A 23,916-nucleotide genomic window follows, 5' to 3' on the forward strand; every position below is an offset into this window, starting at 1 on the left:
GGTCGTTAGCTCAGTTGGTAGAGCAGTTGACTTTTAATCAATTGGTCGCAGGTTCGAATCCTGCACGACCCACCAATGTAAAAAAGCGCCCTAAAGGCGCTTTTTTGCTATCTGCGATATGTTCGGGTCTTGCCTGATGCGCTGCGCTTATCAGGCCTACAGACGACACCGCACACGTAGGCCGGATAAGACGTTAGTCGCCATCCGGCACAGACATCATACCGTCAACGCCGCCACCAGTTTCTCCAGTGCTGGCGTTGCCTGCTGCTGGTCATACACAATATACAAATCCGCCGGAATACGTTCCTCTAACGGACGGAACACCACACCCGGCCAGCTCATTTGCGCATAGCCATCAGCCATCAACGTAATCCCGATCCCCATACTGATCATCGCCAACACCGTTTGCGGCTCAACCACTTCCCGAATAATCATTGGCGAGAAACCCGCCTGTTGGCATACACGTTGTAAAAATCCCCAATCAGAATGTACGGAAGGCAACGTAACAAAATATTCATTGCGCAACGCCGCCAACGGCACAGAATCTCTGGATGCCAGATCGTGATCTTCCGGAACTGCAACCATGAATGCAGATTCATGCAAACGTATGCTGGTAAAACCGACTGCTGGTTCGATAGCCATACGCCAGATCCCTGCATCAAGTTCCCGACGCTCTAACAACGCCATTTGCATACCGGGAGACTTTTCGCGAAAAAGTACTTCAACATTGGGATTTGCTTTCAAAAAGTGACGCATCGCAGGACGCATTCTTCCCCACAGCGCCGTACCAACCACACCCAGTTCAATGCGCCCCGCTTCACCGCGACCAATCTGCTCCACTCGCGCCAGCGCCTGATTTGCATTGGCTAACAAGCGACGTGACTCCTCCATTAAAACTTTCCCGGCATGGGTTAATGCAACGCTGCGGGAATGACGAATAAACAACAATGTACCCAGTTGCTGTTCAAGTTCTTTGATATGGATACTCAAGGGAGGTTGTGACATATTTAACCGGGCAGCAGCCCGGCCAAAATGCAATTCTTCTGCAACAGCGAGGAAATAACGTAATAGCTTTAGATCAATACGATGGGCTCGTTCCATCACTATCGCACTCCAGGAATAAGGGATAACGTCTGGAATTTACCATATTACCTAGTAAAAAATAGATTTAACGACAAGATACCCAATATACATAAATACAATAGATAACACCCCGGGTAAAACATTTGGTGCAGGAATAGGTATACGGCATAAAGTAAAAAATGCGCCAATACCAAATCCAATACCGGAGGAGAGAATAATTTCTTTCATGCTGTGTCCTTGTTCATAAAAATGGACTGGCGAACATCCTCTCGCCAGTCAAATAAAATTAATGTGCTAATGATTTGGTCGACAATTTTTCTGGATGGTGTTGATATTTAAAGAACAATGCAAAAATAACGGCCAATGTCAGAGCGTAGGCGGCAAAAACCAGCCAGATGGTTTGCCAATCTTTTACGCCATCAATAGAAAAATAATCCACGGCCATACCGCTTAAAAGAGACCCAATCCACGCCCCCACGCCGTTAACCATGGTCATAAACAGCCCCTGCGCGCTGGCGCGAATACTTGAGTCCACCTCCTGCTCTACAAATACTGACCCTGAGATGTTGAAGAAATCAAATGCGCAGCCATAAACAATCATCGACAGCAGCAGTAGCACAAAGCCAAACGGGGATGGATCGCCAAAGGCAAAAAAGCCGAAACGCAGCGTCCACGCCAGCATGCTCATCAGCATTACCGTTTTAATACCAAAGCGTTTAAGGAAGAACGGAATGGTGAGGATAAAGCCCACTTCCGCCATCTGCGAAACTGAAAGCAAGATAGAGGGATACTTCACCACAAAACTATCGGCAAACTCAGGATTACGGGCAAAATCATGCAGGAACGGATTACCGAAGACATTGGTAATTTGCAGCACCGCCCCCAACATCATCGCAAACAAAAAGAAGATTGCCATGCGTGGATTTTTAAACAGAACAAAAGCATCCAGTCCGAGCTTACTGGCAAGCGTGGTGTTCGCCTTCTTCTCGGCTACCGGAATTTTCGGTAACGTCAGTGCATACAGGGCCAGCAATAACGATGCGCCAGAAGCGATGTATAATTGCGCACTGCTCAGTTCCAGCCCCATCAGGCTCACCGTCCACATCGCAACAATAAAACCTATTGTGCCGAAAACGCGCACAGGCGGAAATGACGTTACCGGATCCTGACCTGCTTTCGCCAGACAGGAGTACGAAACGCTATTGGATAATGCAATCGTTGGCATATACGCCATCGCATTAACCAACATCACCCAGAACATCGTCTGGGGATCGGTAACGGTGGTGGCGTACAATAACGCCCCCGCGCAAACCAGATGGCAAAGCATATAGGCTCGCTCAGCGCGCAGCCATTTATCAGCAATGATCCCCATAATGCCCGGCATGATAATCGCTGCCAGCCCTTTTGAGCTGTAGACCATACCAACATTCGCGCCGGTAAAATCCAGTGTATTGATCATGTAAGAGCCCAGGGTAACCAGCCAGCTCCCCCAGATAAAATATTGCAAGAACGACATGACTTTTAAGCGGGACGTAATACCCATTTTTTATTCCTTGCCGTGAGATAAAGCCCCAATACGGGGCCGTAGTCATTGTGTTTAGGCCAGCTTACGTAAAAAGCCGCAAATCAGATTTATAAAGTTCTGCCGAGAAAGTTCAGCCGCAGCCAGCGTTTGCGCATGGGAGAGTTTTACATCGCCCAGCCCTTCCGCCAGATTGGTGATCGCTGAGACAGCAACAACTTTGAGACCACAATGACGTGCGCTAATCACCTCAGGGACAACGGACATTCCGACCACATCGCCGCCAATAATCTGCATCATGCGGATTTCTGCCGCCGTTTCGAAGTTCGGACCCGGATAAGAAACAAATACGCCTTCAGTGAGGGGGAATCCCTCCTCTGCCGCAACGGACTGAAGCATGGCGCGATAATCTGCGTCATAAGCATTAGCCAGCGAGAAGAAGCGATCGCCATAACGATCATCGTTTGGCCCCACCATCGGCGTACCGGGCATCGTATTAATGTGATCACTAAGCGCAACCAGGCTACCCGGCCCCACTTCCGGACGCAGAGATCCTGCCGCATTGGTGCAGAACAACACTTCACAGCCCAGTAATTTCAACGTGCGAATGGCATCGGTCATCACCGCCATTCCACGCCCTTCATAAAAATGCCCGCGGCCTTTCATACAGGCCACCGGAACCCCCGCCAGATGGCCGAGCACCAGTTCACCAGCATGGCCGTGTACGGTGCTGACGGGAAATCCCGGCAATTTCTCGTAAGAAATGGCTACCGCATCTTCGATTTGATCCGCCAGAGCACCCAACCCGGAGCCTAAAATAAACGCGACGCGCGGGGTAAATGCCGGTTTATGTGCATGAATAATATCAACACAATACTCAGGATTATGAGAAAAAAGAGCGTGAGGCATAAGTTTCCTTGTTCTATCGGATTTAATTTGACTCCTTTTTATAACGACCATCGCCCCTTGCTGACCAATACACTTTTCACGTGTCATCAATAGCCATTTAATATCGATAGATTTAGATCGCTTCTGTATTAATACAGAGGGAAAACAGTATTGGTTTTTGCTTGCACTTCATATTAACAATATGCCGCTTTCATATTTATAAATTGCCTCTTTTTAATTAACCCATTAATAATTATCGGCATAGGGAAATATGCTATGAAAAAAATTCTTACTCTGACGCTTTCTTCTTTACTCATTATTCCCGCACTCACCCATGCGGAATTTAAAGGCGGGTTCGCCGATATCGGCCTCCATTACCTCGACTGGACATCAGACACCACGGAAAAAACCAGTAAAAAATCCCATAAAGATGATTTTGGGTACCTGGAACTGGAAGGCGGAGCGAATTTTAGCTGGGGAGAAATGTACGGGTTCTTCGACTGGGAAAATTTTTACAATGGCCGCCACGCTAAACCAGGCAGCGAACAGCGTTACACCTTTAAAAATACCAACCGTATTTATCTGGGCGATACAGGATTAAACCTCTATCTCCATGCCTACGGGACGTACGGTTCACCTCATCGCGCTAATTTCCATGATGACATGTTTCTCTATGGTTTAGGCTATAACTTCACAGGTAACGGTTACTGGTTTAAACCCTTCTTTGCCAAACGTTATACCGATCAGACCTACTACACAGGCGATAATGGTTATGTGCTGGGTTGGGTTGCCGGCTATAGCTTCTCGTTGGGTAGTGAGAAATTCAGCGTAACGAACTGGAATGAGTACGAGTTTGACCGCGATGCGTCCTACGCTGCGGGCAATGGCGGGAAAGATGGCATTAATGGCGCAGTAGCGCTGTGGTGGAATGCGACTCCTCACCTGACCGCAGGAGTACAATATCGTTACGCTGATAATAAGTTAGGAGAATCCTTCCTGCAGGATGGCATTATTTATTCCATCAAATACCTGTTTTAACACACTGCCCTGTCAAAAATGGCAGGGCAAGACCGCACCTCACGCACGGACAGATAGATATTTATAGCTGATACAGCGGATCTTTCGCCCTCGCGGCGGTTAATTCGCTGGCCTGGGTACGCACCACGTCCCACAACGCCTGCGCCGCCGTGGAGAGCGATCGGTTTTTTCGCCGCGCCAGCATGAGCTGCCTTTCAACTACGGGCGTCAGCCGTTTAACCTGTAAGTGGCTGCCCTGCGGGAGCGGTAACGCCAGCGCGGGCAGCACGCTGATGCCGATTCCCGCTTCCACCATTGGAAAAAGCGTGGCCGGGTGACCAATCTCCTGAACAATATTGGCATCAATCGAAAAGTGGGCCAGCGCCGCATCAATCAGCGGTCGACTGCCGGAAGCATAATCCTGTAAGACCAGCGACGCCTGTTTAAGATCCTGCCAGCTTACCCATTCCTGATGCGCCAGCGGATGATCCTGGCGACACAACAGTAAAAAAGGCTCTGATAAGATGGCTTCACACTGTAAATCCACCGCTGCGCCAGGATCGATAACGATGCCAAAATCCACTTCTCCCTGGCGGATACTCTCCAGCACCCACTGCTGCGGACGATCGTGCAATACAAAATCAATAGCGGGATAAAGTGAATTACTTTGGGCAATGCATTGCGGAATAAGATGCGCAGAAATGGTTTGGCTCGCGGCAACGCGCACGGTGCCGGTTAATTGTGTCCCTACTCTGCCTGCATCGCGCAGTATGCTGTTCAGTTCATCAAGCACCCGCTCCAGACGCGTCGCCAGTTGTTGCCCCGCCTCGGTCAGCACCACCTCACGCGTAGTGCGATCCAGCAGTCTGACGCCGGTTTGCCGCTCCAGCTCTTTTACGCTATGACTGACCGCAGACTGGCTCAGTCCAATCCTGTCCCCTGCCCGACTGAAACTTTTGGCTTGGGCGACGGTAATAAAAATACGCAGCTGACGCAGTGAATAATTCATCGACTAGATTCATATATAGATGCAATAAATCAATTTTATTTCTCAAAGCGAAAAACGCAAAATAGCTGCACCGACTTTCAGGAGTTTTTATGAAACTTTTTCGTATCCTTGACCCTTTCACGCTGACACTTATCACCGTGGTACTACTGGCCTCTTTTTTCCCGGCGGAAGGCAGCTTTGTGCCTGTCGTTGAAGGCATTACGACAGCGGCCATCGCTCTGCTGTTTTTTATGCATGGCGCGAAGCTTTCGCGTGAAGCGATCATCGCTGGCGGCAGCCACTGGCGGTTGCATCTGTGGGTCATGTGCAGCACTTTTGTGCTCTTTCCTGTCCTCGGCGTACTGTTTGCCTGGTGGGCGCCTATCAATGTCGACCCTATGCTCTACAGCGGCTTTCTGTATCTGTGCATTTTGCCCGCCACCGTGCAGTCTGCGATTGCGTTTACTTCACTCGCGGGCGGTAACGTCGCGGCCGCGGTGTGCTCAGCATCTGCGTCCAGTCTGCTGGGCATTTTCCTGTCGCCGCTGCTGGTCGGTCTGGTAATGAATATTCATGGCGCGCAGGGCAGTCTGGAAGAGGTGGGCAAAATTATGCTGCAACTGCTGCTGCCTTTTGTGCTGGGACACCTGTCTCGCCCGTGGATCGGCAACTGGGTCGCGCGCAACAAAAAGTGGATCGCGAAAACGGATCAGACCTCTATTCTGCTGGTGGTCTACTCGGCGTTCAGCGAAGCGGTGGTCAACGGCATCTGGCACAAAGTCGGCTGGGGATCGCTGCTGTTTATCGTCGTGGTCAGTCTCATACTGTTGGCGATCGTCATCGCTATTAACGTCTTTGTCGCCCGTAAATGCGGCTTCAATAAAGCCGACGAAATCACTATTGTTTTCTGCGGTTCGAAAAAAAGCCTGGCCAACGGGATCCCGATGGCCAATATTCTGTTTCCGACGTCAGTGCTGGGTATGATGGTATTACCGCTGATGATCTTCCACCAGATCCAACTGATGGTCTGCGCAGGGCTGGCGCGGCGCTACAAACGCCAGACCGAGAAGTTACAGGCGCAGCAGGAAAGCCGCGCCGCGAAAGCTTAAAGCGGGCGTTTCAGGGGCTGCACCAGTTGCGTCAGCCCCTCGGTTTTAATCAGCAGCGTGATTTGCATCAATTCCCCCAGTTTACCCGCCGGAAATTGATCTTTACGGGCAAACCACAGCAAATACTCTTCCGGAAGGTCGATCAATCGACGTCCCTGATATTTGCCGAACGGCATCACGGTGTTGGCGATTTCAACCAACTGCTCTTTTTCCATCTCAGGCACCCAGTAAGCGGATCATTTCCGCTTCATCAATGACATTGATGCCCAGTTCCTGCGCTTTGGCCAGTTTCGAACCCGCCGCTTCACCGGCAATCACCAGATCGGTTTTCTTCGATACGCTGCCTGCTACTTTCGCGCCCAGCGCCACTAAACGCGCTTTAGCGTCATCGCGGGACATCTGGCTCAGGCTACCGGTTAGTACCACGGTTTTACCGGCAAACGGGCTATCGATCTCTTGCACATTAATGACTACCGGCGCGGGCCAGTGAACCCCTTCCGCCAGTAGCTGCCCAATCACGTCACGATTACTCTCTTCGGCAAAAAAGTTAAAGACGTGCGTAGCGACCACAATCCCCACGTCAGGTACTTTCTGCAACTCGTCAATCGTGGCGGCCTGCAGCGCCTCCAGCGTGCCGAAATAAGCTGCCAGCCCCGCCGCCGTCGCCTCACCCACTTCACGGATGCCCAGCGCATAGAGAAAACGCGCAAAGGTCGTCGCTTTGGCTTTTTCCAGCGCGTTAACAACATTTTGCGCGGACTTTGGCCCCATTCGGTCCAGGCCGGTCAGTTTACCCGCCGTCAGACGGAACAGATCCGCTGGCGTATGGACATACTCCCTTTCCACCAGTTGGTCGATGATCTTATCGCCCATCCCGTCTACATCCATCGCCCGGCGCGACACAAAATGTTTCAGCGACTCTTTACGCTGCGCGCCGCAAATCAGCCCGCCGGTACAACGGGTAACGGCTTCGCCTTCGACGCGCTCTACGTCCGATCCGCACACCGGACAGTGCGTTGGAAACACAATCGGACGCGTCTCTTCAGGGCGTTCGGACAGAACCACGTTGACCACCTGAGGGATCACATCGCCTGCCCGACGGATAACCACCTTATCGCCAATGCGCAAGCCAAGTCGCTCAATTTCATCGGCATTATGCAACGTGGCATTGCTGACCAGCACACCAGCCACCTGAACCGGTTCCAGACGCGCCACCGGCGTAATCGCCCCGGTGCGCCCGACCTGAAACTCAACATCGCGCACAAAAGTCATCTGCTCCTGAGCAGGAAATTTAAACGCCACCGCCCAGCGCGGCGCGCGGGCCACAAAGCCCAATTGTTCCTGCAAAGCCAGCGAGTTGACCTTAATCACCACGCCGTCGATATCAAAACCGAGCGTGGGGCGATCTTTTTCGACGTTGTGATAAAAATCCAGTACCGCCTGGGGAGAATCGCACAGCGTCACGCGATCGCTGACCGGTAACCCCCACGCTTTAAATTGCAGCAAACGTCCCAGATGCGTATCCGGCAACTCGCCGCCTTCCAGAATACCGACGCCGTAGCAGAAAAATGTTAGCGGTCGCTTCGCCGTAATACGCGGATCGAGCTGACGCAGCGAGCCCGCCGCCGCGTTACGCGGGTTAGCAAACACTTTGCCGCCAGTGCGGCGCGCGTCTTCATTGATCTTTTCAAACCCGGCCTGCGGTAAAAATACCTCTCCGCGAACTTCAAGACGCGCCGGAATATTATCGCCGTGCAGCTTTAACGGAATGGCGCGAATCGTGCGCACGTTTGAAGTGATATCTTCACCGGTGGTGCCGTCGCCACGCGTCGCAGCGCTCACCAGCACGCCGTTTTCATACAGAATGCTGACCGCCAGGCCATCCAGTTTTAGCTCGCAGCACCAGATGACATTTTCCGTGCTTTTTAGACGATCCTGCACTCGCTTGTTAAACGCCAGGAAGCTTTCTTCATCAAATACGTTATCGAGCGACAGCATCGGTACTTCATGGCGAATCTGGTTGAATGCCGTCAGCGGCGCCGCGCCAACGCGCTGCGTGGGCGAATCCGGCGTGATAAGGTCCGGACGTTGCGCCTCCAGCTCTCGCAGCTCCCGCATCAGGCGGTCATATTCGGCGTCGGGAATCTCTGGCGCATCCATCACATGATACAGATATTCATGATGGCGAAGCGTGGTTCGCAGTTCTGTCAGTTGTTGTTCTATTGGTTCCATATCACACCATCAATGATAAAAAACCCCCGACAGGCGGGGGTTACGTTAAAAATGTCACACCTGCGTTAACCTCAGGCGTTAGCGTCCATCACCTCGCGGATGCGGTCCTGATATTCGCGCAGTTTCTGCGGCGTCATCATCCGACGCTGGTCATCCAGCACGACGCCGCCGACCTCATCAGCGATATGCTGCGCGGATTGCAGCATCAGCTTGAAGTTCTGCAGCGCATCGCCGTAAGACGGTACCTGCATAAAGATAGTGACGCCAGGCGTAGTGAAGTCCGTCATTTCAGGATCGAACGTTCCCGGATTGACCATATTCGCGAGACTGAACAAGGCCGGGCCGCTGCCGTCCGGGCTCAAATGACGATGGAAAATATTCATATCGCCAAATTTAAAGCCTGACTGCTGAATACTGTTCAGTAACACTTCACCATTAAGCTCGCTGCCATGATGGGCCGCGACGTTCATAATGATGACCGCCTCTTTACGCTGCGGTTTTTCCACAACCGGCGCTTCTTCCACTACCGGTTCTGCCTCAACCACAGGTTCCGCAGGCTGGAAGGTTTGCGCTGATGGCGGCGGCGCGGGCTGCGCAACAGGCTGCGGCGCTTGCGACGGCGGTGCAGGCTGCTGTTGCGGCGGCTGTACCGGCGGCGCAGATGGCTGAACCTGCTGAGGCTGCGGCGCAGGTTGGACCGGTTGCTGAACCGGCTGTTGCATCGGCGCTTGCGGCTGCGGCGGCGCCGCTGGACGCGGTTGCGCAGACGCATAAGGCGGCTGGTACTGGTGTTGCGGCGACTGACGAGGGGCATCATGCTCCTGCGGCTGGCCGGGGGCATGATTCACGCGGTGAACACGAACTTCACCCACGCCTTCGTCTTCTTCGACATCGTCGTCATACGAGTCGTCGTCGCGTTTCGATTTCATGCGTTTCAGTGGACGATCGCGGAACATAGAAGATCGTTCTTTACGGCTGGTCCAGAAACCATGTACCAGTAAAGCGATTATGGCGATCGCGCCAACAATGATTAATATCAGACGCAAATCCTGCATCATTATATTCTCTGTTGTTCTAACACCTTGCCACCACGGCAAACATTTACTCACTAAGAGTATTTGCCGATTACGTCAAGTGCAAGTGTACTGTTGGCTTTCGCAGCATAAAGATGAAGGAAAATGTGCTTTTTGCTGTTTTTTCGAACATTTCCGAACTATCCACCATCTGATAACCGGGTAAGATATCCCACGTTTACCCAGGGCTTTAAGAAAAAGGAGTATGTCCTGCATATGGTTTCATCATCCACAACCGTACCACATAGCGGCGTCTATTATTTCTCGCAAGGATGGAAGTTAGTCACCCTACCGGGAATCCGCCGCTTTGTTATTTTACCTTTGCTGGTCAACATTGTGCTGATGGGCGGCGCATTTTGGTGGCTGTTTACGCAGCTTGACGCCTGGATACCTTCGTTGATGAGTCATGTGCCGGACTGGCTGCAATGGCTGAGCTATCTGCTGTGGCCGATTGCGGTTATTTCTGTTCTGCTGGTCTTTGGCTATTTTTTCTCTACCCTCGCCAACTGGATCGCCGCGCCGTTTAACGGCCTTTTAGCCGAACAGCTTGAGGCGCGGTTAACCGGCGCCACGCCGCCAGATACCGGCATACTCGGCATCATGAAAGATGTACCGCGCATTATGAAACGTGAATGGCAAAAGCTGGCGTGGTATCTGCCGCGTGCTATTGTGCTGCTGGTTCTCTATTTTATTCCTGGCATTGGCCAAACCATCGCGCCGGTGCTGTGGTTTTTGTTCAGCGCCTGGATGCTGGCGATCCAGTATTGCGACTACCCGTTTGATAACCACAAAGTGCCGTTTAAAACGATGCGCGCCGCGTTGCGCACGCAGAAGGTCGCGAATATGCAATTTGGCGCGCTCACCAGCCTCTTTACGATGATTCCGGTGCTTAACCTTTTCATTATGCCTGTTGCCGTCTGTGGCGCGACGGCAATGTGGGTTGATTGCTGGCGTGCTAAACACGCGTTATGGAAATAACGTAAAAATGTATAAATAAGAGATGGCTTAGAACCTATCCCACCAGGCGTTATTGGCGCAGCCAGTTTGGACACGGACAGCGCGCAAAAACCGGAGCGTACACGTAGTACGTGAGGTTTGACTCGCTACGCTCGCCCTTCGGGCCGCCGCAAGCGGCGTTCAAAACGCTAACGCGTTTTGGCGAGCACTGCCCAGGACCAAAATGGCAAGTAAAATAGCCCTAATGGGATAGGTTCTTATGCTGTCTCTTATTCCATACTGATAACCATTATTCCCCATCAGCATATAGATATGCGAAATCCTTACTTCCCCATATCTGGCTGAAAGGTATGCTGGGAAGGTATCCCAATTTCATACAGTTAAGGACAGGCCATGAGTAAGATTTATGAAGATAACTCGCTGACTATCGGTCATACGCCGCTGGTTCGACTGAACCGTATCGGTAATGGACGCATTCTGGCGAAGGTGGAGTCGCGCAACCCGAGCTTCAGCGTCAAGTGCCGTATCGGCGCCAATATGATTTGGGATGCCGAAAAGCGTGGCGTACTGAAACCTGGCGTGGAACTGGTGGAGCCGACCAGTGGCAACACCGGTATTGCGCTGGCGTATGTCGCCGCCGCGCGCGGTTACAAACTCACCCTGACCATGCCGGAGACCATGAGCATTGAACGCCGCAAGCTACTCAAAGCATTAGGCGCGAATCTGGTGCTGACCGAAGGGGCGAAAGGGATGAAAGGCGCTATTCAGAAAGCCGAAGAAATTGTCGCCAGCGATCCGCAAAAATATCTCCTGCTCCAGCAGTTCAGCAACCCTGCCAACCCGGAAATCCATGAAAAAACCACCGGCCCGGAAATCTGGGAAGACACCGATGGTCAGGTGGATGTGTTTATCTCCGGCGTCGGCACTGGCGGTACGTTAACTGGCGTCACGCGTTATATCAAAGGGACGAAGGGTAAAACCGATCTTATCACCGTTGCGGTAGAACCCACTGACTCCCCGGTTATCGCCCAGGCGCTGGCTGGTGAAGAGATCAAACCAGGCCCGCATAAAATTCAGGGCATCGGCGCAGGCTTCATCCCGGGCAACCTGGATCTGAAACTGATTGATAAAGTGGTTGGCATCACCAATAAAGAAGCCATTTCTACCGCGCGCCGTCTGATGGAAGAGGAAGGTATTCTGGCGGGAATTTCTTCCGGCGCCGCGGTTGCTGCAGCGCTTAAGCTGCAGGAAGATGAAAGCTTTACCAATAAGAATATTGTGGTTATCCTACCTTCATCAGGTGAGCGTTATCTGAGCACCGCGTTGTTCGCCGATCTCTTTACTGAGAAAGAACTGCAACAGTGATGCCAGCATGTTAAAAACGCGTAAAAAAGCACCTTTTTGGGTGCTTTTTTGTGGCCTGCTTCAAACTTTCACCTCACCTGGCATTGATTCACCCTGCCGGAACTGGTATTTAACCAGACTAATTATTTTGATGCGCGAAATTAATCGTTACAGGAAAAGCGTTAGCTGAATCGATTTTATGATTTGGTTCAAATCTTCCTTTCGCGGCATAATGTTTAATGACGAGCGAAACGTCAGCGGCCATAAGTTGCCAGCAACGGATTGCGTAGAACACCTTTTGTGTCGCGTCCCGTTTACGCCGGCGCTAACAATACAGGCTAAAGTTGAGCCGCCAGGCTAGACTTTAGTTCCACAACACTAAACCTATAAGTTGGGGAAATACAATGTTCCAGCAAGAAGTTACCATTACCGCTCCGAACGGTCTGCACACCCGCCCTGCTGCTCAGTTTGTTAAAGAAGCAAAAGGCTTCACTTCTGAGATTACTGTGACTTCCAACGGCAAAAGCGCCAGCGCGAAAAGCCTGTTTAAACTGCAGACTCTGGGCCTGACTCAAGGCACCGTCGTCACCATCTCCGCAGAAGGTGAAGATGAGCAGAAAGCGGTTGAACATCTGGTCAAACTGATGGCGGAACTCGAGTAAGTTTTTTTCCGGGTTCTTTTAAAAATCAGTCACAAGTAAGGTAGGGTTATGATTTCAGGCATTTTAGCATCCCCGGGTATCGCTTTCGGCAAAGCACTGCTGCTGAAAGAAGACGAAATCGTCATTGACCGGAAAAAAATTTCTGCCGACAAGGTTGATCAGGAAGTTGAACGTTTTCTGAGCGGTCGTGCCAAGGCATCTGCGCAACTGGAAGCGATCAAGACAAAAGCTGGTGAAACGTTCGGTGAAGAAAAAGAAGCCATCTTTGAAGGGCATATTATGCTGCTCGAAGATGAGGAGCTGGAGCAGGAAATCATAGCCCTGATTAAAGATAAGCACATGACGGCTGACGCAGCCGCACATGAAGTTATCGAAGGTCAGGCCACTGCCCTGGAAGAACTGGATGACGAATACCTGAAAGAGCGTGCGGCTGACGTACGTGATATTGGTAAGCGCCTGCTGCGCAACATCCTGGGTCTGGCCATTATCGATCTGAGCGCGATTCAGGAAGAAGTTATCCTGGTTGCCGCTGACCTGACGCCGTCAGAAACTGCACAGCTGAACCTGCAGAAAGTGCTGGGCTTCATCACCGACGCGGGCGGACGCACGTCTCATACCTCCATCATGGCGCGTTCTCTGGAACTGCCAGCGATCGTAGGTACCGGTAGCGTCACCGCTCAGGTGAAAAACGGCGACTATCTGATTCTGGATGCCGTAAACAACCAGGTTTACGTCAACCCGACCAACGATGTTATTGAGCAACTGCGCGCCGTCCAGGAGCAGGTTGCGACCGAGAAAGCGGAACTCGCAAAACTGAAAGATCTGCCGGCAATCACGCTGGATGGACATCAGGTTGAAGTTTGCGCCAACATCGGTACCGTTCGCGACGTTGAAGGCGCTGAGCGTAACGGCGCGGAAGGCGTTGGTCTGTATCGTACTGAATTCCTGTTCATGGATCGCGACGCGCTGCCGACGGAAGAAGAGCAGTTTGCCGCCTATAAAGCGGTCGCTGAAGCGTGCGGCTCGCAGGCGGTTATCGTCCGTACCATGGACATTGGCGGCGACAAAGAGCTGCCGTACATGAACTTCCCGAAAGAAGAGAACCCGTTCCTGGGCTGGCGCGCCGTGCGTATCGCCATGGATCGCAAAGAGATCCTGCGTGACCAGGTTCGCGCGATTCTGCGTGCCTCCGCTTTCGGTAAATTGCGCATTATGTTCCCGATGATCATCTCTGTTGAAGAAGTTCGCGCGCTGCGCAAAGAGATTGAAATCTACAAACAGGAACTGCGTGACGAAGGTAAAGCATTTGACGAAAGCATTGAGATTGGCGTGATGGTGGAAACACCGGCTGCGGCGACAATTGCGCGTCATTTAGCCAAAGAAGTTGATTTCTTTAGTATCGGCACCAATGATTTAACGCAGTACACCCTGGCAGTTGACCGTGGTAATGATATGATTTCACACCTTTACCAGCCAATGTCACCGTCCGTACTGAACTTGATCAAGCAAGTTATTGATGCTTCTCATGCAGAAGGTAAATGGACTGGCATGTGTGGTGAGCTTGCAGGCGACGAACGTGCTACACTTCTGTTGCTGGGGATGGGTCTGGACGAATTCTCTATGAGCGCCATTTCTATCCCGCGCATTAAGAAGATTATCCGTAACACGAACTTCGAAGATGCGAAGGTGTTAGCAGAGCAGGCTCTTGCTCAACCGACAACGGACGAGTTAATGACGCTGGTTAACAAGTTCATTGAAGAAAAAACAATCTGCTAATCCACGAGATGCGGCCCAATTTACTGCTTAGGAGAAGATCATGGGTTTGTTCGATAAACTAAAATCTCTGGTTTCTGATGATAAGAAAGACACCGGAACTATTGAGATTGTTGCCCCGCTCTCTGGCGAGATCGTCAACATCGAAGACGTGCCGGATGTAGTTTTTGCTGAAAAAATCGTTGGTGATGGCATCGCTATCAAACCAACCGGTAACAAAATGGTCGCCCCTGTTGACGGTACCATCGGCAAAATCTTTGAAACCAACCATGCGTTCTCTATCGAATCCGATAGCGGCATTGAGCTGTTCGTTCACTTCGGTATCGACACCGTTGAGCTGAAAGGCGAAGGCTTCAAGCGTATTGCTGAAGAAGGTCAGCGCGTGAAAGTTGGCGATCCGGTCATCGAGTTCGATCTGCCGTTGCTGGAAGAAAAAGCCAAGTCTACCCTGACTCCGGTTGTTATCTCCAACATGGATGAAATCAAAGAACTGATCAAACTGTCCGGTAGCGTGACCGTGGGTGAAACTCCGGTTATCCGCATTAAGAAGTAATTCTTGCCGCAGTGAAGAATGGCGCCTTTGGGCGCCATTTTTTTTGCCTGTACTTGCGCCGCCATCCGGCGATGGTGCGGCGCACTGCCTGATGGCGCTACGCTTATCAGGCCTACAAGGTTGCGAACATTTCAGCGCCAATCCACAGGTTACAACTGCGAGGTCACCGGGCGAAAGCACTTCTCGCGCATCAGGATCTTCATCCCATTCGGGCCACTCTCCAGCATCCTGCGTTCGGAATCGGACACTTGCAACTCGCACTGATAGCCGCCAGTGATGCCAAACATCGCCCGCGCTACGCAAATATCTTCCAGCGCGTCCAGCCCGCTCGTTTCAAAATGCCCCACGATACGTCCCTGCTGGCGAACCACCAGCCGATAACTCTTCATCGCGCCTCCCCTGCCGGCGGCAGAATTAACTCATCACAGCCACACTGCTGTGTCCAGGTCATCACCTCCAGCACGCGCTGCGCCGCATCTTTTGCCGCGGTCGTCAGTTTTTTTCCCTGCACAATACCGCTGACCAGCTCGGCGCAGAAGAGATCTCCCGTCCCTTTTAACTCCGTCGCCACCCGCGGATGAGCAAAGACCTCCACGACCTGCGCGGTAACGACGGCAACCGTTATGGTCTCCAGAGATTCGCCCGGCGCGCTGGTGATAACCACCCATTTCAGCGTATCGGAAAGCAGCGATTGCGCCGCCGCCACCGCCTCTTCCAGCGTGCGACACGGTTTACCACTCAGCATCTCCAGCTCAAATACGTTCGGCGTTAGCCCCTGCGCCTGCGGCAACAAATGTGTGCGATAAGCCTGCGGAATTTCCGCCTGCACATACATTCCACTGTCGGTATCGCCAATGACCGGATCAACAAGAATACACACCTCCGGATGCGAAGCCCGGATCGCCATTAGCCACTTCGAAAGCAAGACAATTTGGTCTGCGCTGCCCATGTAACCGGTGGTAATCGCTTTTAATTCACGTAGCGCATCGCGCTCATTCAACGCCGTAAGGTAGCCTGCAAACCACTCGGCGGGAATAATGCCGCCATAAAAGGTTTTATAGTGCGGCGTATTGCTGAACAGCACCGTCGGGACCGCCGTCACGCGTAATCCCTGCGCTTTAATGGCCGGAACAGCGATACTGTTGCCTACGCTGCCGTACACGACCTGTGACTGGACGGCGACGATATCGGTCTGTAACGCCCGATGGTTGTCGTCGAAGAGCACTGACTGAATATCACTCTCTTGTCCCATAAAATTTTCCTCTCGCTGGACAGCAGGCTACCGCCTCATTATCATTGTCATATGCTAAAATTCATTTTGTCATAGGTCAATAATGATCGACGGAAAAACCGCTAACGAAATTTTTGACAGTATCCGTCAACACATTATCGCCGGCACGTTACGGGCGGAGGATTCGCTCCCGCCGGTACGGGAGCTGGCAAGCGAATTAAAGGTGAACCGCAATACCGTCGCAGCGGCGTATAAACGGCTGATAACGGCGGGACTGGCGCAAAGTTTAGGCCGCAATGGGACGGTGATTAAAGGCAGTCCGTCTCCCGTAGCGCTGGAAGGCGGCGATCCGCATACGCCTCTGCACGACCTTTCCGGCGGCAATCCCGATCCGCAGCGTCTGCCTGACCTTAGCCGTTATTTTGCCCGTCTCAGCCGCACGCCGCATCTCTACGGCGATGCGCCCATTTCCCCTGAACTACACGCCTGGGCGGCGCGCTGGCTACGGGATGCCACCCCCGTCGCAGGCGAAATTGATATCACCAGCGGAGCTATCGACGCTATCGAAAGACTGCTTTGCGCGCATCTGCTGCCGGGCGACAGCGTCGCGGTGGAAGATCCCTGTTTTTTAAGCAGTATCAATATGCTGCGCTATGCCGGTTTTAGCGCCAGCCCGGTCAGTGTGGATAGCGAAGGAATGCAGCCTGAAAAGCTGGAACAGGCGCTAAACCAGGGCGCGCGGGCAGTGATCTTAACGCCGCGCGCACACAACCCTACCGGCTGTAGCCTGAGCGCTCGCCGTGCCGCTGCGCTGCAAAATATACTGGCGCGTTACCCTCAGGTAGTGGTCATTATCGACGATCACTTCGCCCTGCTTTCTTCGTCGCCCTGGCAGCCGGTTATTGCGCAGACAACGCAACACTGGGCGGTGATACGCTCCGTTTCCAAAGCCCTCGGCCCCGATTTACGTCTTGCTATTGTCGCCAGCGACAGCGCGACCTCGGCAAAACTTCGGCTGCGGCTAAATGCCGGTAGTCAGTGGGTCAGCCATCTGTTACAGGATCTGGTCTACGCCTGCCTGACCGACCCTGAGTATCAGCACAGGCTGGCGCAAACGCGGCTGTTTTACGCCGCCCGGCAACAAAAACTGGCCCGCGCCCTACAGCAATATGGCATCGCCATTTCTCCCGGCGACGGCGTGAATGCCTGGCTCCCGCTGGACACCCATAGCCAGGCTACCGCGTTTACGCTGGCAAAATCCGGCTGGCTGGTACGTGAAGGAGAAGCCTTTGGCGTAAGCGCGCCGTCTCACGGTCTACGTATCACGCTGTCGACATTAAATGACAGCGAGATCAACACGCTGGCGGCTGATATCCATCAGGCGCTAAATCGCTAACAGGAGAAAATAACGTGCGAGTTCATTTTGTTGTCCATGAGTCGTTTGAATCCGCTGGCGCTTATCTGAAATGGGCTGAAGATCGCGGTTATACCATTTCATGGTCGCGCGTCTATGCCGGAGAAGCGCTACCGCCCAATGCCGATGAGTTCGATATGCTCGTGGTATTTGGCGGTCCGCAGTCGCCGCGCACCACCCGCGAAGAGTGCCCATACTTTGACTCTCGCGCCGAACAGCACTTAATTAATCAGGCGATTACGGCCCGGCGAATGGTTATCGGCATTTGTCTTGGTTCACAGCTCATTGGCGAGGCGCTGAGCGCCGCTGTGTGCCAAAGTCCGGAAAAAGAGATTGGCCACTACCCTATTACGCTCACTGAAGCCGGTCTGCGGCATCCGCTTATCGCCCACTTTGGCTCCCCGTTAACCGTCGGCCACTGGCACAACGATATGCCAGGACTCACCGATCAGGCGACCGTGCTGGCCGAAAGTGCCGGCTGTCCACGTCAGATAGTGCAGTACGGCAATTTTGTCTACGGCTTCCAGTGTCATATGGAATTTACCGTCGAGGCGGTTGAAGGATTAATCCAACATTCGCAGCAGGAGCTGGCCGATGCGCAAGGGAAGCGTTTTATCCGCTCGGTTGCCGAGATGCGCGCATGGAATTACCAGCAAATGAATGAAAAGCTGTGGCGTTTTCTGGATGAACTCACGCTGGCGCACTCACAGAAATAACCACACCAGGAGTGCAACTTATTACCCGGCTAACGGTCTGAGGTGCAGTGATTATCGCATGAAAAAGGATTTTACCATGAAGAAAATTGTCTGCGCCGTCGTTGCGCTCCTGCTGACCCTACCCGCCTGGGCGAAGCTAAACGCCCACGAAGAAGCGCGCATTAACGCCATGCTTAATGCGCTGGCGCAGAAACAGGATCTGACATTCGTTCGTAACGGTGATGCGCATAACTGCGAGGAAGCCGTATCGCACCTGCGCTTAAAACTGGGCAACACGCGCAATCGTATCGACCCCGCCGAACAGTTTATCGATAAAGTCGCGTCGTCGTCGTCCATCACCGGAAAACCCTATATCGTTAAAATTCCCGGTAAAAGCGATGAAAACGCGCAGCCTTATTTACATGCGCTTATTGCCGAAACGGATAAAACGCTATAACACACGGGTGCCATACGACGATGGCACCTCGTTTAAATCCCCGCCCCCTGGCTGAAATGCTCTTCACCAAACACGCCGGTAGACAAGTAACGGTCGCCGCGATCGCAGATAATCGCCACCACTATCGCGCCGGGCGTGGCTCGTGCGACGCGTAACGCGCCCGCTACCGCGCCGCCGGAACTCACGCCGCAGAAAATGCCTTCACGAACGGCCAGTTCACGCATGGTGTTTTCGGCATCATTCTGATGAATATCCAGCACCTCATCTACCAGCGAGGCGTTAAAAATGCCCGGCATATATTCCGCAGGCCAGCGTCGAATGCCCGGAATACTGCTGCCCTCTTCCGGCTGCAGGCCAACGATGGTGACCGGTTTTTCCTGCTCGCGCAGAAAACGCGACACGCCGGTAATGGTGCCGGTCGTGCCCATGCTGGAGACAAAATGGGTGATGCGACCTGACGTTTGCCGCCAGATTTCCGGGCCGGTGGTCGTGTAGTGGGCGTAGGGATTATCAGGATTATTAAACTGATCGAGCAGTTTGCCCTCGCCTCGTTCAGACATAGCGAGCGCTAAATCGCGCGCCCCTTCCATTCCCTGCTCTTTAGTGACCAGAATCAGTTCCGCGCCATAGGCCCGCATTGCCGCCCGACGCTCCTGGCTCATGTTGTCCGGCATCAACAGCTTCATGCGATAACCTTTCAGCGCGGCGATCATCGCCAGCGCAATGCCAGTGTTGCCACTGGTCGCTTCAATCAGGACATCGCCCGGTTTAATTTCCCCGCGCTTTTCCGCCTCGACAATCATCGATAGCGCCGCGCGATCTTTCACCGATCCTGCCGGATTATTGCCTTCCAGCTTGACCCAGATTTCACTGCCGTTATCCGGCGCCAGACGTTGTAATTTGACCAGCGGCGTATTGCCGATGGTTTGTTCTAATGTATTCACGTTTTCAGCTCAATAAAAATGCCGGGTGGCGCTGTGCTTACCCGGCCAACAAAATCACGATATAAGCTGTAGGCCCGGTAAGCGTAGCGCCACCGGGCGATAACTATACAAATTAACCTATCAGGCCGATTGCGCCAGAGCAAGTTCCTCTTCACGCGTTTCAATACGCTGGTCGCCGTTATACAGACGCGCTTTTTGCAGTCCAACAAACAAACGCTCGCCGCGAACCGGAACATCCTCACCCGCCATCACCACCGTCAGCGGATCGTGATACCACCCCAGCGGCTGCACCACTAGCTGTGTATAGTGACCTTTCGGGCTGGCCTCAATGACCTGTACTGGTAGCGGAGAATCCAGGCTGGTGCGGCGGCTAATATCCACCTCCCACGGACGCAGGAACAGATCGACCGGCCCCTGGTATGCGGGCGTATAACCCAGCGGCCAGCGATGCGCGCCAACGTGAAACTGCCCGCCGCGGACGGTGCCTGTCAGGCGGTTCACCTCGCCCATAAACTCCAGTACGAAGCGGGTTGCCGGTTCACGCCACACTCGATCCGGCGCATCAGCCTGTTCGATATTGCCCTGACTCATCACCACCACCCGATCCGCCACTTCCGTCGCTTCTTCCTGATCGTGGGTGACAAAGACGCTGGTGAATTTCAGTTCTTCATGTAGCTGGCGCAACCAACGACGTAACTCTTTACGTACCTGGGCATCCAGCGCGCCAAAGGGTTCATCCAGCAGTAGAATTTGCGGTTCTACGGCAAGCGCGCGCGCCAGCGCCACGCGCTGTTTTTGTCCGCCGGAAAGCTGGGCGGGGAAGCGATCCGCGAGGTGCGCCAGTTGCACCATCTCCAGCAATTGCGTCACTTTCGTTTTAATCGCCGCCGCAGTTGGGCGGTCGCGTCGCGGCAGCACCGTCAGGCCAAAAGCGATGTTGTCAAACACCGTCATATGGCGAAACAGCGCATAGTGCTGAAACACAAAACCGACTTTACGCTCACGCGCGTGCAGACGGCTAACGTCCGTACCGTGGAAACGAATATGGCCGCTGGACTGATGTTCCAGCCCGGCAATAATGCGCAGCAGCGTCGTTTTGCCGGAACCTGACGGCCCCAACAAGGCAACCATCTGGCCGGAAGGAATATCCAGCGAGATATCATTCAGTACCTGAGTGCGACCAAACGATTTCTTAATTCTGGCGATCTCAATGCTCATGATTTTCCTCCTGTTGCGCGCGTTTTTCCTGATTCTCCAGACGCCATTGCAACATGCTCTTCAAAAACAGGGTAATAATCGCCATTAGCGTCAACAATGCGGCGGCGGTAAAGGAGCCGACGGTGTTGTAGTCCTGCTCCAGTAATTCAATCTGTAACGGTAGCGATAACGTTTCGCCGCGAATCGAGCCGGACACCACCGACACCGCGCCAAACTCGCCAATCGCGCGGGCGTTGGTTAACACCACGCCGTAAAGTAGCGCCCAGCGAATATTCGGCAACGTCACGCGGCGAAACATTTGCCAGCCGGATGCGCCCAGTAAAATCGCCGCCTCATCTTCCTGACTGCCCTGGCTGAGCATCACTGGCACCAGTTCGCGCACCACAAACGGACAGGTGACAAAAATAGTGACCAGTACCATCCCCGGCCAGGAGAACATCATTTGCAAATTATGTTCATCCAGCCAGCCGCCCAACGGGCCGTTGGAGCCATAAAACAGCAGATAAACCAGACCGGCCACCACCGGCGAGACGGCAAAGGGAATATCCAGCAGGGTCAGCAGTAGCTGACGTCCGGGGAAGTTAAAGCGCGTCACCAGCCACGCCAGCAGAATACCGAACACCAGATTCACCGGCACTGCGATCAAGGCAATCAACACCGTCAGCCAGATGGCGTGCAGCATGTCCGGATCGGCCAGATTTTGCAGTACCGGCATTAACCCTTTGCTGAACGCCTGCACGAAGATGTAAATCATCGGCACCAGCAGGATAAACGCCGAAACCAGCATCCCGACGCCAATCAAAAACCATTTTCCCCAGTTAATGCGGGGGACGTCGTATCGCTTCAATTGAGTCACTTCCGCCATTAATGACCTACCACACGTCGACCAAAGCGACTTTGCAAGGTATTGATAGAGAACAGCAGCAGCAAGGATGCCGCAAGGATCACCGAGGCAATAGCGCTGGCGGCGGGGTAATCAAACTCCTGCAAACGCACAAAAATCATCAGCGAGGTCACTTCTGTTTTCCAGGCGATATTTCCAGCGATAAAAATCACCGCGCCAAACTCGCCCAGGCTACGGGTAAAAGAGAGCGCCACGCCGGCAATCAGCGCAGGCGACAGCTCAGGCAGCACGACTTTGCGAAAACTTTGCAGGCGGGTGGCCCCCAGCGTTTGTGCCGCTTCTTCATATTCCGGCCCCAGCTCTTCCAGTACCGGCTGGACGGTGCGCACCACAAATGGAATGCTGGTAAAGGCCATCGCCACCGCAATGCCGAGCCAGGTATAGGTCACTTTGATATCAAACTGCGCAAGAAACTGACCGTAGAAACCGTTCACAGAGAACAGCGAGGCCAGCGTTAACCCCGCTACCGCTGTCGGCAGCGCAAACGGCAGATCCATCAGCGCATCCAGCAACGTGCGCCCAGGAAAACGGTAGCGGGTTAAAATCCACGCCATCAGCAGGCCAAACACGCCATTAAAAATCGATGCCACAAATGCCGCCAGTAGCGTCACTTTATAGGCAGCCACCACCTGTGGGTTGGTCACGACATCCCAGTATTGCGACCAGCTCATCTGTGAGAGCTGCATCACCAGCGCGCTCAACGGCAACAGCAGGATCAGGCAGACAAACAGCAAACTGGTGCCGAGGCTTAACGTAAAGCCGGGCAGCACGCGTCGGGAAGAAACGGCAAGCATTACTTACGCCCCGCCGCCAACAGTTTGTCCAGCTCGCCGCCGCTGGCAAAGTGCGTTTTCATCACTTCCGGCCACGTGCCAAACTTGTCTTCCACGCGGAACAGTTCGGTCTGCGGGAATTTATCTGCTTGCTTGCCCATGATTTCCGGGTTATTCACGCGGTAGTAGTAATGGGTAATGATGGTCTGCGCCTGCGGGCTATACAGCCAGTTCAGGTAAGCTTTGGCGGCTTTTTCTGTGCCGTTGGCCTGCACGTTTTTATCCACCCAGGCAACCGGGAATTCAGCAAGAATGTTCGTTTTCGGGATCACCACTTCAAATCCCTGGGCTTCATATTGTTTGCGGATGTTGTTCACTTCCGATTCAAAACTAATCAGCACATCGCCCAGACCACGCTCGGCAAAGGTAGTCGTAGCGCCGCGACCGCCGGTATCAAACACTTCGACGTTTTTCAGGAACTGGGTCATAAACTGTTCGGTTTTGGCTTTATCGCCGCCGTCCGCGTTATCCGCTGCGCCCCATGCCGCCAGATACGTGTAACGGGCGTTGCCGGAGGTTTTCGGGTTAGGGAAAATCAGCTTCACGTCGGAACGTACAAGATCGCTCCAGTCGTGAATATTTTTAGGGTTCCCCTTGCGCACCAGGAAGCCCATCGTGGAATAGAATGGCGAACTGTTGTTCGGCAGACGGCTTTGCCAGTCGGCAGGGAGCAGTTTACCTTTATCATGAAGAATCTGTACGTCGGTCACCTGATTGTAGGTCACGACGTCTGCCTTCAGTCCCTGCAAAATCGCCAGCGCCTGTTTTGATGACCCGGCATGAGACTGCTTAATCGTCAGCTTATCGCCGCCGTTATCCTTCGCCCATTGTTGCTCAAACGGCGGGTTAAGGGCGGCAAACAGCTCGCGGGAGACATCGTATGAGCTGTTCAGCAGCTCCGTTGCCTGCGCCTGCCCTGCCAGTAACAGCATTGCTGCCAGCGTCAGGGGTCTCTTTTTCAGTAAGTTAACGGCCATTGCGCACCCTTATAAATTTAATGACTTTCTTATGGCCATCAT

General features: G+C 53.2%; 25 protein-coding genes. 10 read left to right on the top strand and 15 right to left on the bottom strand.

Annotated elements, in window-relative coordinates; translation table 11 throughout:
- Window positions 1–216 precede the first annotated feature (216 nt).
- From NAZ64_RS15640 to xapA, 4 genes are read right to left on the bottom strand one after another with little or no spacing between them, the layout of a single operon-like run.
- Window positions 217–1,101, bottom strand: a complete 885-nt coding sequence (locus tag NAZ64_RS15640; protein WP_000438884.1) for a LysR family transcriptional regulator — start codon at window positions 1,099–1,101, stop codon at window positions 217–219.
- Between the two features lie 51 nt (window positions 1,102–1,152).
- Window positions 1,153–1,311, bottom strand: a complete 159-nt coding sequence (locus NAZ64_RS15645) for a XapX domain-containing protein (RefSeq protein ID WP_000658727.1) — start codon at window positions 1,309–1,311, stop codon at window positions 1,153–1,155.
- A 58-nt stretch (window positions 1,312–1,369) separates the two neighbouring features.
- Window positions 1,370–2,626: a nucleoside permease gene (locus NAZ64_RS15650; RefSeq protein ID WP_220569742.1), complete on the bottom strand. Its 1,257-nt coding sequence runs from the start codon at window positions 2,624–2,626 to the stop codon at window positions 1,370–1,372.
- Between the two features lie 54 nt (window positions 2,627–2,680).
- Window positions 2,681–3,514 (bottom strand): xanthosine phosphorylase, encoded by an 834-nt coding sequence (gene xapA / locus NAZ64_RS15655; protein WP_001119755.1) that lies wholly within the window; start codon window positions 3,512–3,514, stop codon window positions 2,681–2,683.
- A 255-nt stretch (window positions 3,515–3,769) separates the two neighbouring features.
- Between xapA and NAZ64_RS15660 the strand changes: the two genes are divergently transcribed.
- On the top strand, window positions 3,770–4,531 hold the full coding sequence (locus NAZ64_RS15660; RefSeq protein ID WP_000722926.1) for an outer membrane protein: 762 nt from the start codon (window positions 3,770–3,772) through the stop codon (window positions 4,529–4,531).
- Between the two features lie 61 nt (window positions 4,532–4,592).
- On the opposite strand, the gene NAZ64_RS15665 is transcribed toward NAZ64_RS15660, so the two are convergent.
- Window positions 4,593–5,519, bottom strand: coding sequence for a LysR family transcriptional regulator (locus NAZ64_RS15665; RefSeq protein ID WP_001109835.1), 927 nt, complete (start codon window positions 5,517–5,519; stop codon window positions 4,593–4,595).
- An 89-nt stretch (window positions 5,520–5,608) separates the two neighbouring features.
- Between NAZ64_RS15665 and NAZ64_RS15670 the strand changes: the two genes are divergently transcribed.
- Window positions 5,609–6,607 (top strand): bile acid:sodium symporter family protein, encoded by a 999-nt coding sequence (locus tag NAZ64_RS15670; RefSeq protein ID WP_220569741.1) that lies wholly within the window; start codon window positions 5,609–5,611, stop codon window positions 6,605–6,607.
- Here NAZ64_RS15670 and NAZ64_RS15675 read toward each other — a convergent pair.
- The 3 genes from NAZ64_RS15675 to zipA form a co-directional block, all read right to left on the bottom strand.
- Window positions 6,604–6,822: a DUF3820 family protein gene (locus NAZ64_RS15675; RefSeq protein WP_001519708.1), complete on the bottom strand. Its 219-nt coding sequence runs from the start codon at window positions 6,820–6,822 to the stop codon at window positions 6,604–6,606. The two genes, NAZ64_RS15670 and NAZ64_RS15675, sit on opposite strands and share 4 nt — an antisense overlap.
- A gap of 1 nt (window position 6,823) precedes the next feature.
- On the bottom strand, window positions 6,824–8,839 hold the full coding sequence (gene ligA, locus NAZ64_RS15680; RefSeq protein WP_023197978.1) for an NAD-dependent DNA ligase LigA: 2,016 nt from the start codon (window positions 8,837–8,839) through the stop codon (window positions 6,824–6,826).
- A 71-nt stretch (window positions 8,840–8,910) separates the two neighbouring features.
- A complete protein-coding gene (gene zipA / locus NAZ64_RS15685; RefSeq protein ID WP_000983114.1) occupies window positions 8,911–9,897 on the bottom strand; it encodes a cell division protein ZipA in 987 nt (328 codons plus the stop codon).
- 231 nt (window positions 9,898–10,128) lie between these two features.
- On the opposite strand from zipA, the gene cysZ reads away from it, so the two are divergent.
- From cysZ to crr, 5 genes are all read left to right on the top strand, one after another.
- Window positions 10,129–10,890, top strand: coding sequence for a sulfate transporter CysZ (cysZ, locus tag NAZ64_RS15690; RefSeq protein ID WP_000255004.1), 762 nt, complete (start codon window positions 10,129–10,131; stop codon window positions 10,888–10,890).
- A gap of 372 nt (window positions 10,891–11,262) precedes the next feature.
- Window positions 11,263–12,234, top strand: coding sequence for a cysteine synthase A (gene cysK / locus NAZ64_RS15695; RefSeq protein WP_220569740.1), 972 nt, complete (start codon window positions 11,263–11,265; stop codon window positions 12,232–12,234).
- Window positions 12,235–12,617: 383 nt separating this feature from the next.
- Window positions 12,618–12,875 carry a phosphocarrier protein Hpr gene (gene ptsH / locus NAZ64_RS15700; protein ID WP_000487600.1) on the top strand — a complete coding sequence of 86 codons (258 nt, stop codon included), beginning with the start codon at window positions 12,618–12,620 and terminating at the stop codon, window positions 12,873–12,875.
- Between the two features lie 48 nt (window positions 12,876–12,923).
- Entirely contained in the window at window positions 12,924–14,651 is a 1,728-nt protein-coding gene (ptsI, locus tag NAZ64_RS15705; RefSeq protein ID WP_000623114.1) for a phosphoenolpyruvate-protein phosphotransferase PtsI, read from the top strand.
- Between the two features lie 40 nt (window positions 14,652–14,691).
- Window positions 14,692–15,201: a PTS glucose transporter subunit IIA gene (gene crr / locus NAZ64_RS15710; protein ID WP_000522253.1), complete on the top strand. Its 510-nt coding sequence runs from the start codon at window positions 14,692–14,694 to the stop codon at window positions 15,199–15,201.
- A 149-nt stretch (window positions 15,202–15,350) separates the two neighbouring features.
- Here the strand turns inward: crr and NAZ64_RS15715 are convergent, their stop codons facing one another.
- Together NAZ64_RS15715 and pdxK are read right to left on the bottom strand one after the other, a co-directional pair.
- On the bottom strand, window positions 15,351–15,590 hold the full coding sequence (locus NAZ64_RS15715; protein ID WP_000844543.1) for a hypothetical protein: 240 nt from the start codon (window positions 15,588–15,590) through the stop codon (window positions 15,351–15,353).
- Window positions 15,587–16,453, bottom strand: a complete 867-nt coding sequence (gene pdxK, locus NAZ64_RS15720; RefSeq protein WP_000529613.1) for a pyridoxine/pyridoxal/pyridoxamine kinase — start codon at window positions 16,451–16,453, stop codon at window positions 15,587–15,589. Before pdxK ends, NAZ64_RS15715 begins: the two co-directional genes overlap by 4 nt.
- Before the next feature lie 82 nt (window positions 16,454–16,535).
- Between pdxK and ptsJ the strand changes: the two genes are divergently transcribed.
- From ptsJ to NAZ64_RS15735, 3 genes are read left to right on the top strand one after another with little or no spacing between them, the layout of a single operon-like run.
- Complete coding sequence (gene ptsJ, locus NAZ64_RS15725; RefSeq protein WP_080203410.1) at window positions 16,536–17,828, top strand: MocR-like B6 salvage transcription factor PtsJ; 1,293 nt, start codon at window positions 16,536–16,538, stop codon at window positions 17,826–17,828.
- A 14-nt stretch (window positions 17,829–17,842) separates the two neighbouring features.
- Window positions 17,843–18,562 carry a type 1 glutamine amidotransferase gene (locus NAZ64_RS15730; protein ID WP_220569738.1) on the top strand — a complete coding sequence of 240 codons (720 nt, stop codon included), beginning with the start codon at window positions 17,843–17,845 and terminating at the stop codon, window positions 18,560–18,562.
- 58 nt (window positions 18,563–18,620) lie between these two features.
- Window positions 18,621–18,998 carry a YfeK family protein gene (locus tag NAZ64_RS15735; protein WP_220569737.1) on the top strand — a complete coding sequence of 126 codons (378 nt, stop codon included), beginning with the start codon at window positions 18,621–18,623 and terminating at the stop codon, window positions 18,996–18,998.
- 32 nt (window positions 18,999–19,030) lie between these two features.
- Here the strand turns inward: NAZ64_RS15735 and cysM are convergent, their stop codons facing one another.
- The 5 genes from cysM to cysP form a co-directional block, all read right to left on the bottom strand.
- Window positions 19,031–19,942, bottom strand: a complete 912-nt coding sequence (cysM, locus tag NAZ64_RS15740; protein WP_001093874.1) for a cysteine synthase CysM — start codon at window positions 19,940–19,942, stop codon at window positions 19,031–19,033.
- Between the two features lie 120 nt (window positions 19,943–20,062).
- Entirely contained in the window at window positions 20,063–21,160 is a 1,098-nt protein-coding gene (gene cysA, locus NAZ64_RS15745; protein WP_000021076.1) for a sulfate/thiosulfate ABC transporter ATP-binding protein CysA, read from the bottom strand.
- A complete protein-coding gene (cysW, locus tag NAZ64_RS15750) occupies window positions 21,150–22,025 on the bottom strand; it encodes a sulfate/thiosulfate ABC transporter permease CysW (RefSeq protein WP_000852705.1) in 876 nt (291 codons plus the stop codon). Before cysW ends, cysA begins: the two co-directional genes overlap by 11 nt.
- A complete protein-coding gene (cysT, locus tag NAZ64_RS15755; RefSeq protein WP_000881746.1) occupies window positions 22,025–22,858 on the bottom strand; it encodes a sulfate/thiosulfate ABC transporter permease CysT in 834 nt (277 codons plus the stop codon). Before cysT ends, cysW begins: the two co-directional genes overlap by 1 nt.
- Window positions 22,858–23,874: a thiosulfate/sulfate ABC transporter substrate-binding protein CysP gene (gene cysP / locus NAZ64_RS15760; RefSeq protein ID WP_483640984.1), complete on the bottom strand. Its 1,017-nt coding sequence runs from the start codon at window positions 23,872–23,874 to the stop codon at window positions 22,858–22,860. Before cysP ends, cysT begins: the two co-directional genes overlap by 1 nt.
- Window positions 23,875–23,916 lie beyond the last annotated feature (42 nt).

The sequence above is a fragment of the Salmonella sp. A1325 genome (assembly GCF_056991255.1).

Bases quoted from the DNA above. Each gene is read 5' to 3' on its own strand.
- cysK (WP_220569740.1), top strand. From the start codon at position 11,263: ATGAGTAAGATTTATGAAGATAACTCGCTGACTATCGGTCATACGCCG.
- NAZ64_RS15735 (WP_220569737.1), top strand. From the start codon at position 18,621: ATGAAAAAGGATTTTACCATGAAGAAAATTGTCTGCGCCGTCGTTGCG.
- cysZ (WP_000255004.1), top strand. From the start codon at position 10,129: ATGGTTTCATCATCCACAACCGTACCACATAGCGGCGTCTATTATTTC.
- NAZ64_RS15650 (WP_220569742.1), bottom strand. From the start codon at position 2,626: ATGGGTATTACGTCCCGCTTAAAAGTCATGTCGTTCTTGCAATATTTT.
- crr (WP_000522253.1), top strand. From the start codon at position 14,692: ATGGGTTTGTTCGATAAACTAAAATCTCTGGTTTCTGATGATAAGAAA.
- NAZ64_RS15640 (WP_000438884.1), bottom strand. From the start codon at position 1,101: ATGGAACGAGCCCATCGTATTGATCTAAAGCTATTACGTTATTTCCTC.
- zipA (WP_000983114.1), bottom strand. From the start codon at position 9,897: ATGATGCAGGATTTGCGTCTGATATTAATCATTGTTGGCGCGATCGCC.
- ptsH (WP_000487600.1), top strand. From the start codon at position 12,618: ATGTTCCAGCAAGAAGTTACCATTACCGCTCCGAACGGTCTGCACACC.
- NAZ64_RS15665 (WP_001109835.1), bottom strand. From the start codon at position 5,519: ATGAATTATTCACTGCGTCAGCTGCGTATTTTTATTACCGTCGCCCAA.
- cysW (WP_000852705.1), bottom strand. From the start codon at position 22,025: ATGGCGGAAGTGACTCAATTGAAGCGATACGACGTCCCCCGCATTAAC.
- NAZ64_RS15675 (WP_001519708.1), bottom strand. From the start codon at position 6,822: ATGGAAAAAGAGCAGTTGGTTGAAATCGCCAACACCGTGATGCCGTTC.
- cysA (WP_000021076.1), bottom strand. From the start codon at position 21,160: ATGAGCATTGAGATCGCCAGAATTAAGAAATCGTTTGGTCGCACTCAG.
- NAZ64_RS15660 (WP_000722926.1), top strand. From the start codon at position 3,770: ATGAAAAAAATTCTTACTCTGACGCTTTCTTCTTTACTCATTATTCCC.
- cysP (WP_483640984.1), bottom strand. From the start codon at position 23,874: ATGGCCGTTAACTTACTGAAAAAGAGACCCCTGACGCTGGCAGCAATG.
- cysT (WP_000881746.1), bottom strand. From the start codon at position 22,858: ATGCTTGCCGTTTCTTCCCGACGCGTGCTGCCCGGCTTTACGTTAAGC.
- NAZ64_RS15715 (WP_000844543.1), bottom strand. From the start codon at position 15,590: ATGAAGAGTTATCGGCTGGTGGTTCGCCAGCAGGGACGTATCGTGGGG.
- xapA (WP_001119755.1), bottom strand. From the start codon at position 3,514: ATGCCTCACGCTCTTTTTTCTCATAATCCTGAGTATTGTGTTGATATT.
- ptsJ (WP_080203410.1), top strand. From the start codon at position 16,536: ATGATCGACGGAAAAACCGCTAACGAAATTTTTGACAGTATCCGTCAA.
- NAZ64_RS15670 (WP_220569741.1), top strand. From the start codon at position 5,609: ATGAAACTTTTTCGTATCCTTGACCCTTTCACGCTGACACTTATCACC.
- pdxK (WP_000529613.1), bottom strand. From the start codon at position 16,453: ATGGGACAAGAGAGTGATATTCAGTCAGTGCTCTTCGACGACAACCAT.
- ligA (WP_023197978.1), bottom strand. From the start codon at position 8,839: ATGGAACCAATAGAACAACAACTGACAGAACTGCGAACCACGCTTCGC.
- NAZ64_RS15645 (WP_000658727.1), bottom strand. From the start codon at position 1,311: ATGAAAGAAATTATTCTCTCCTCCGGTATTGGATTTGGTATTGGCGCA.
- ptsI (WP_000623114.1), top strand. From the start codon at position 12,924: ATGATTTCAGGCATTTTAGCATCCCCGGGTATCGCTTTCGGCAAAGCA.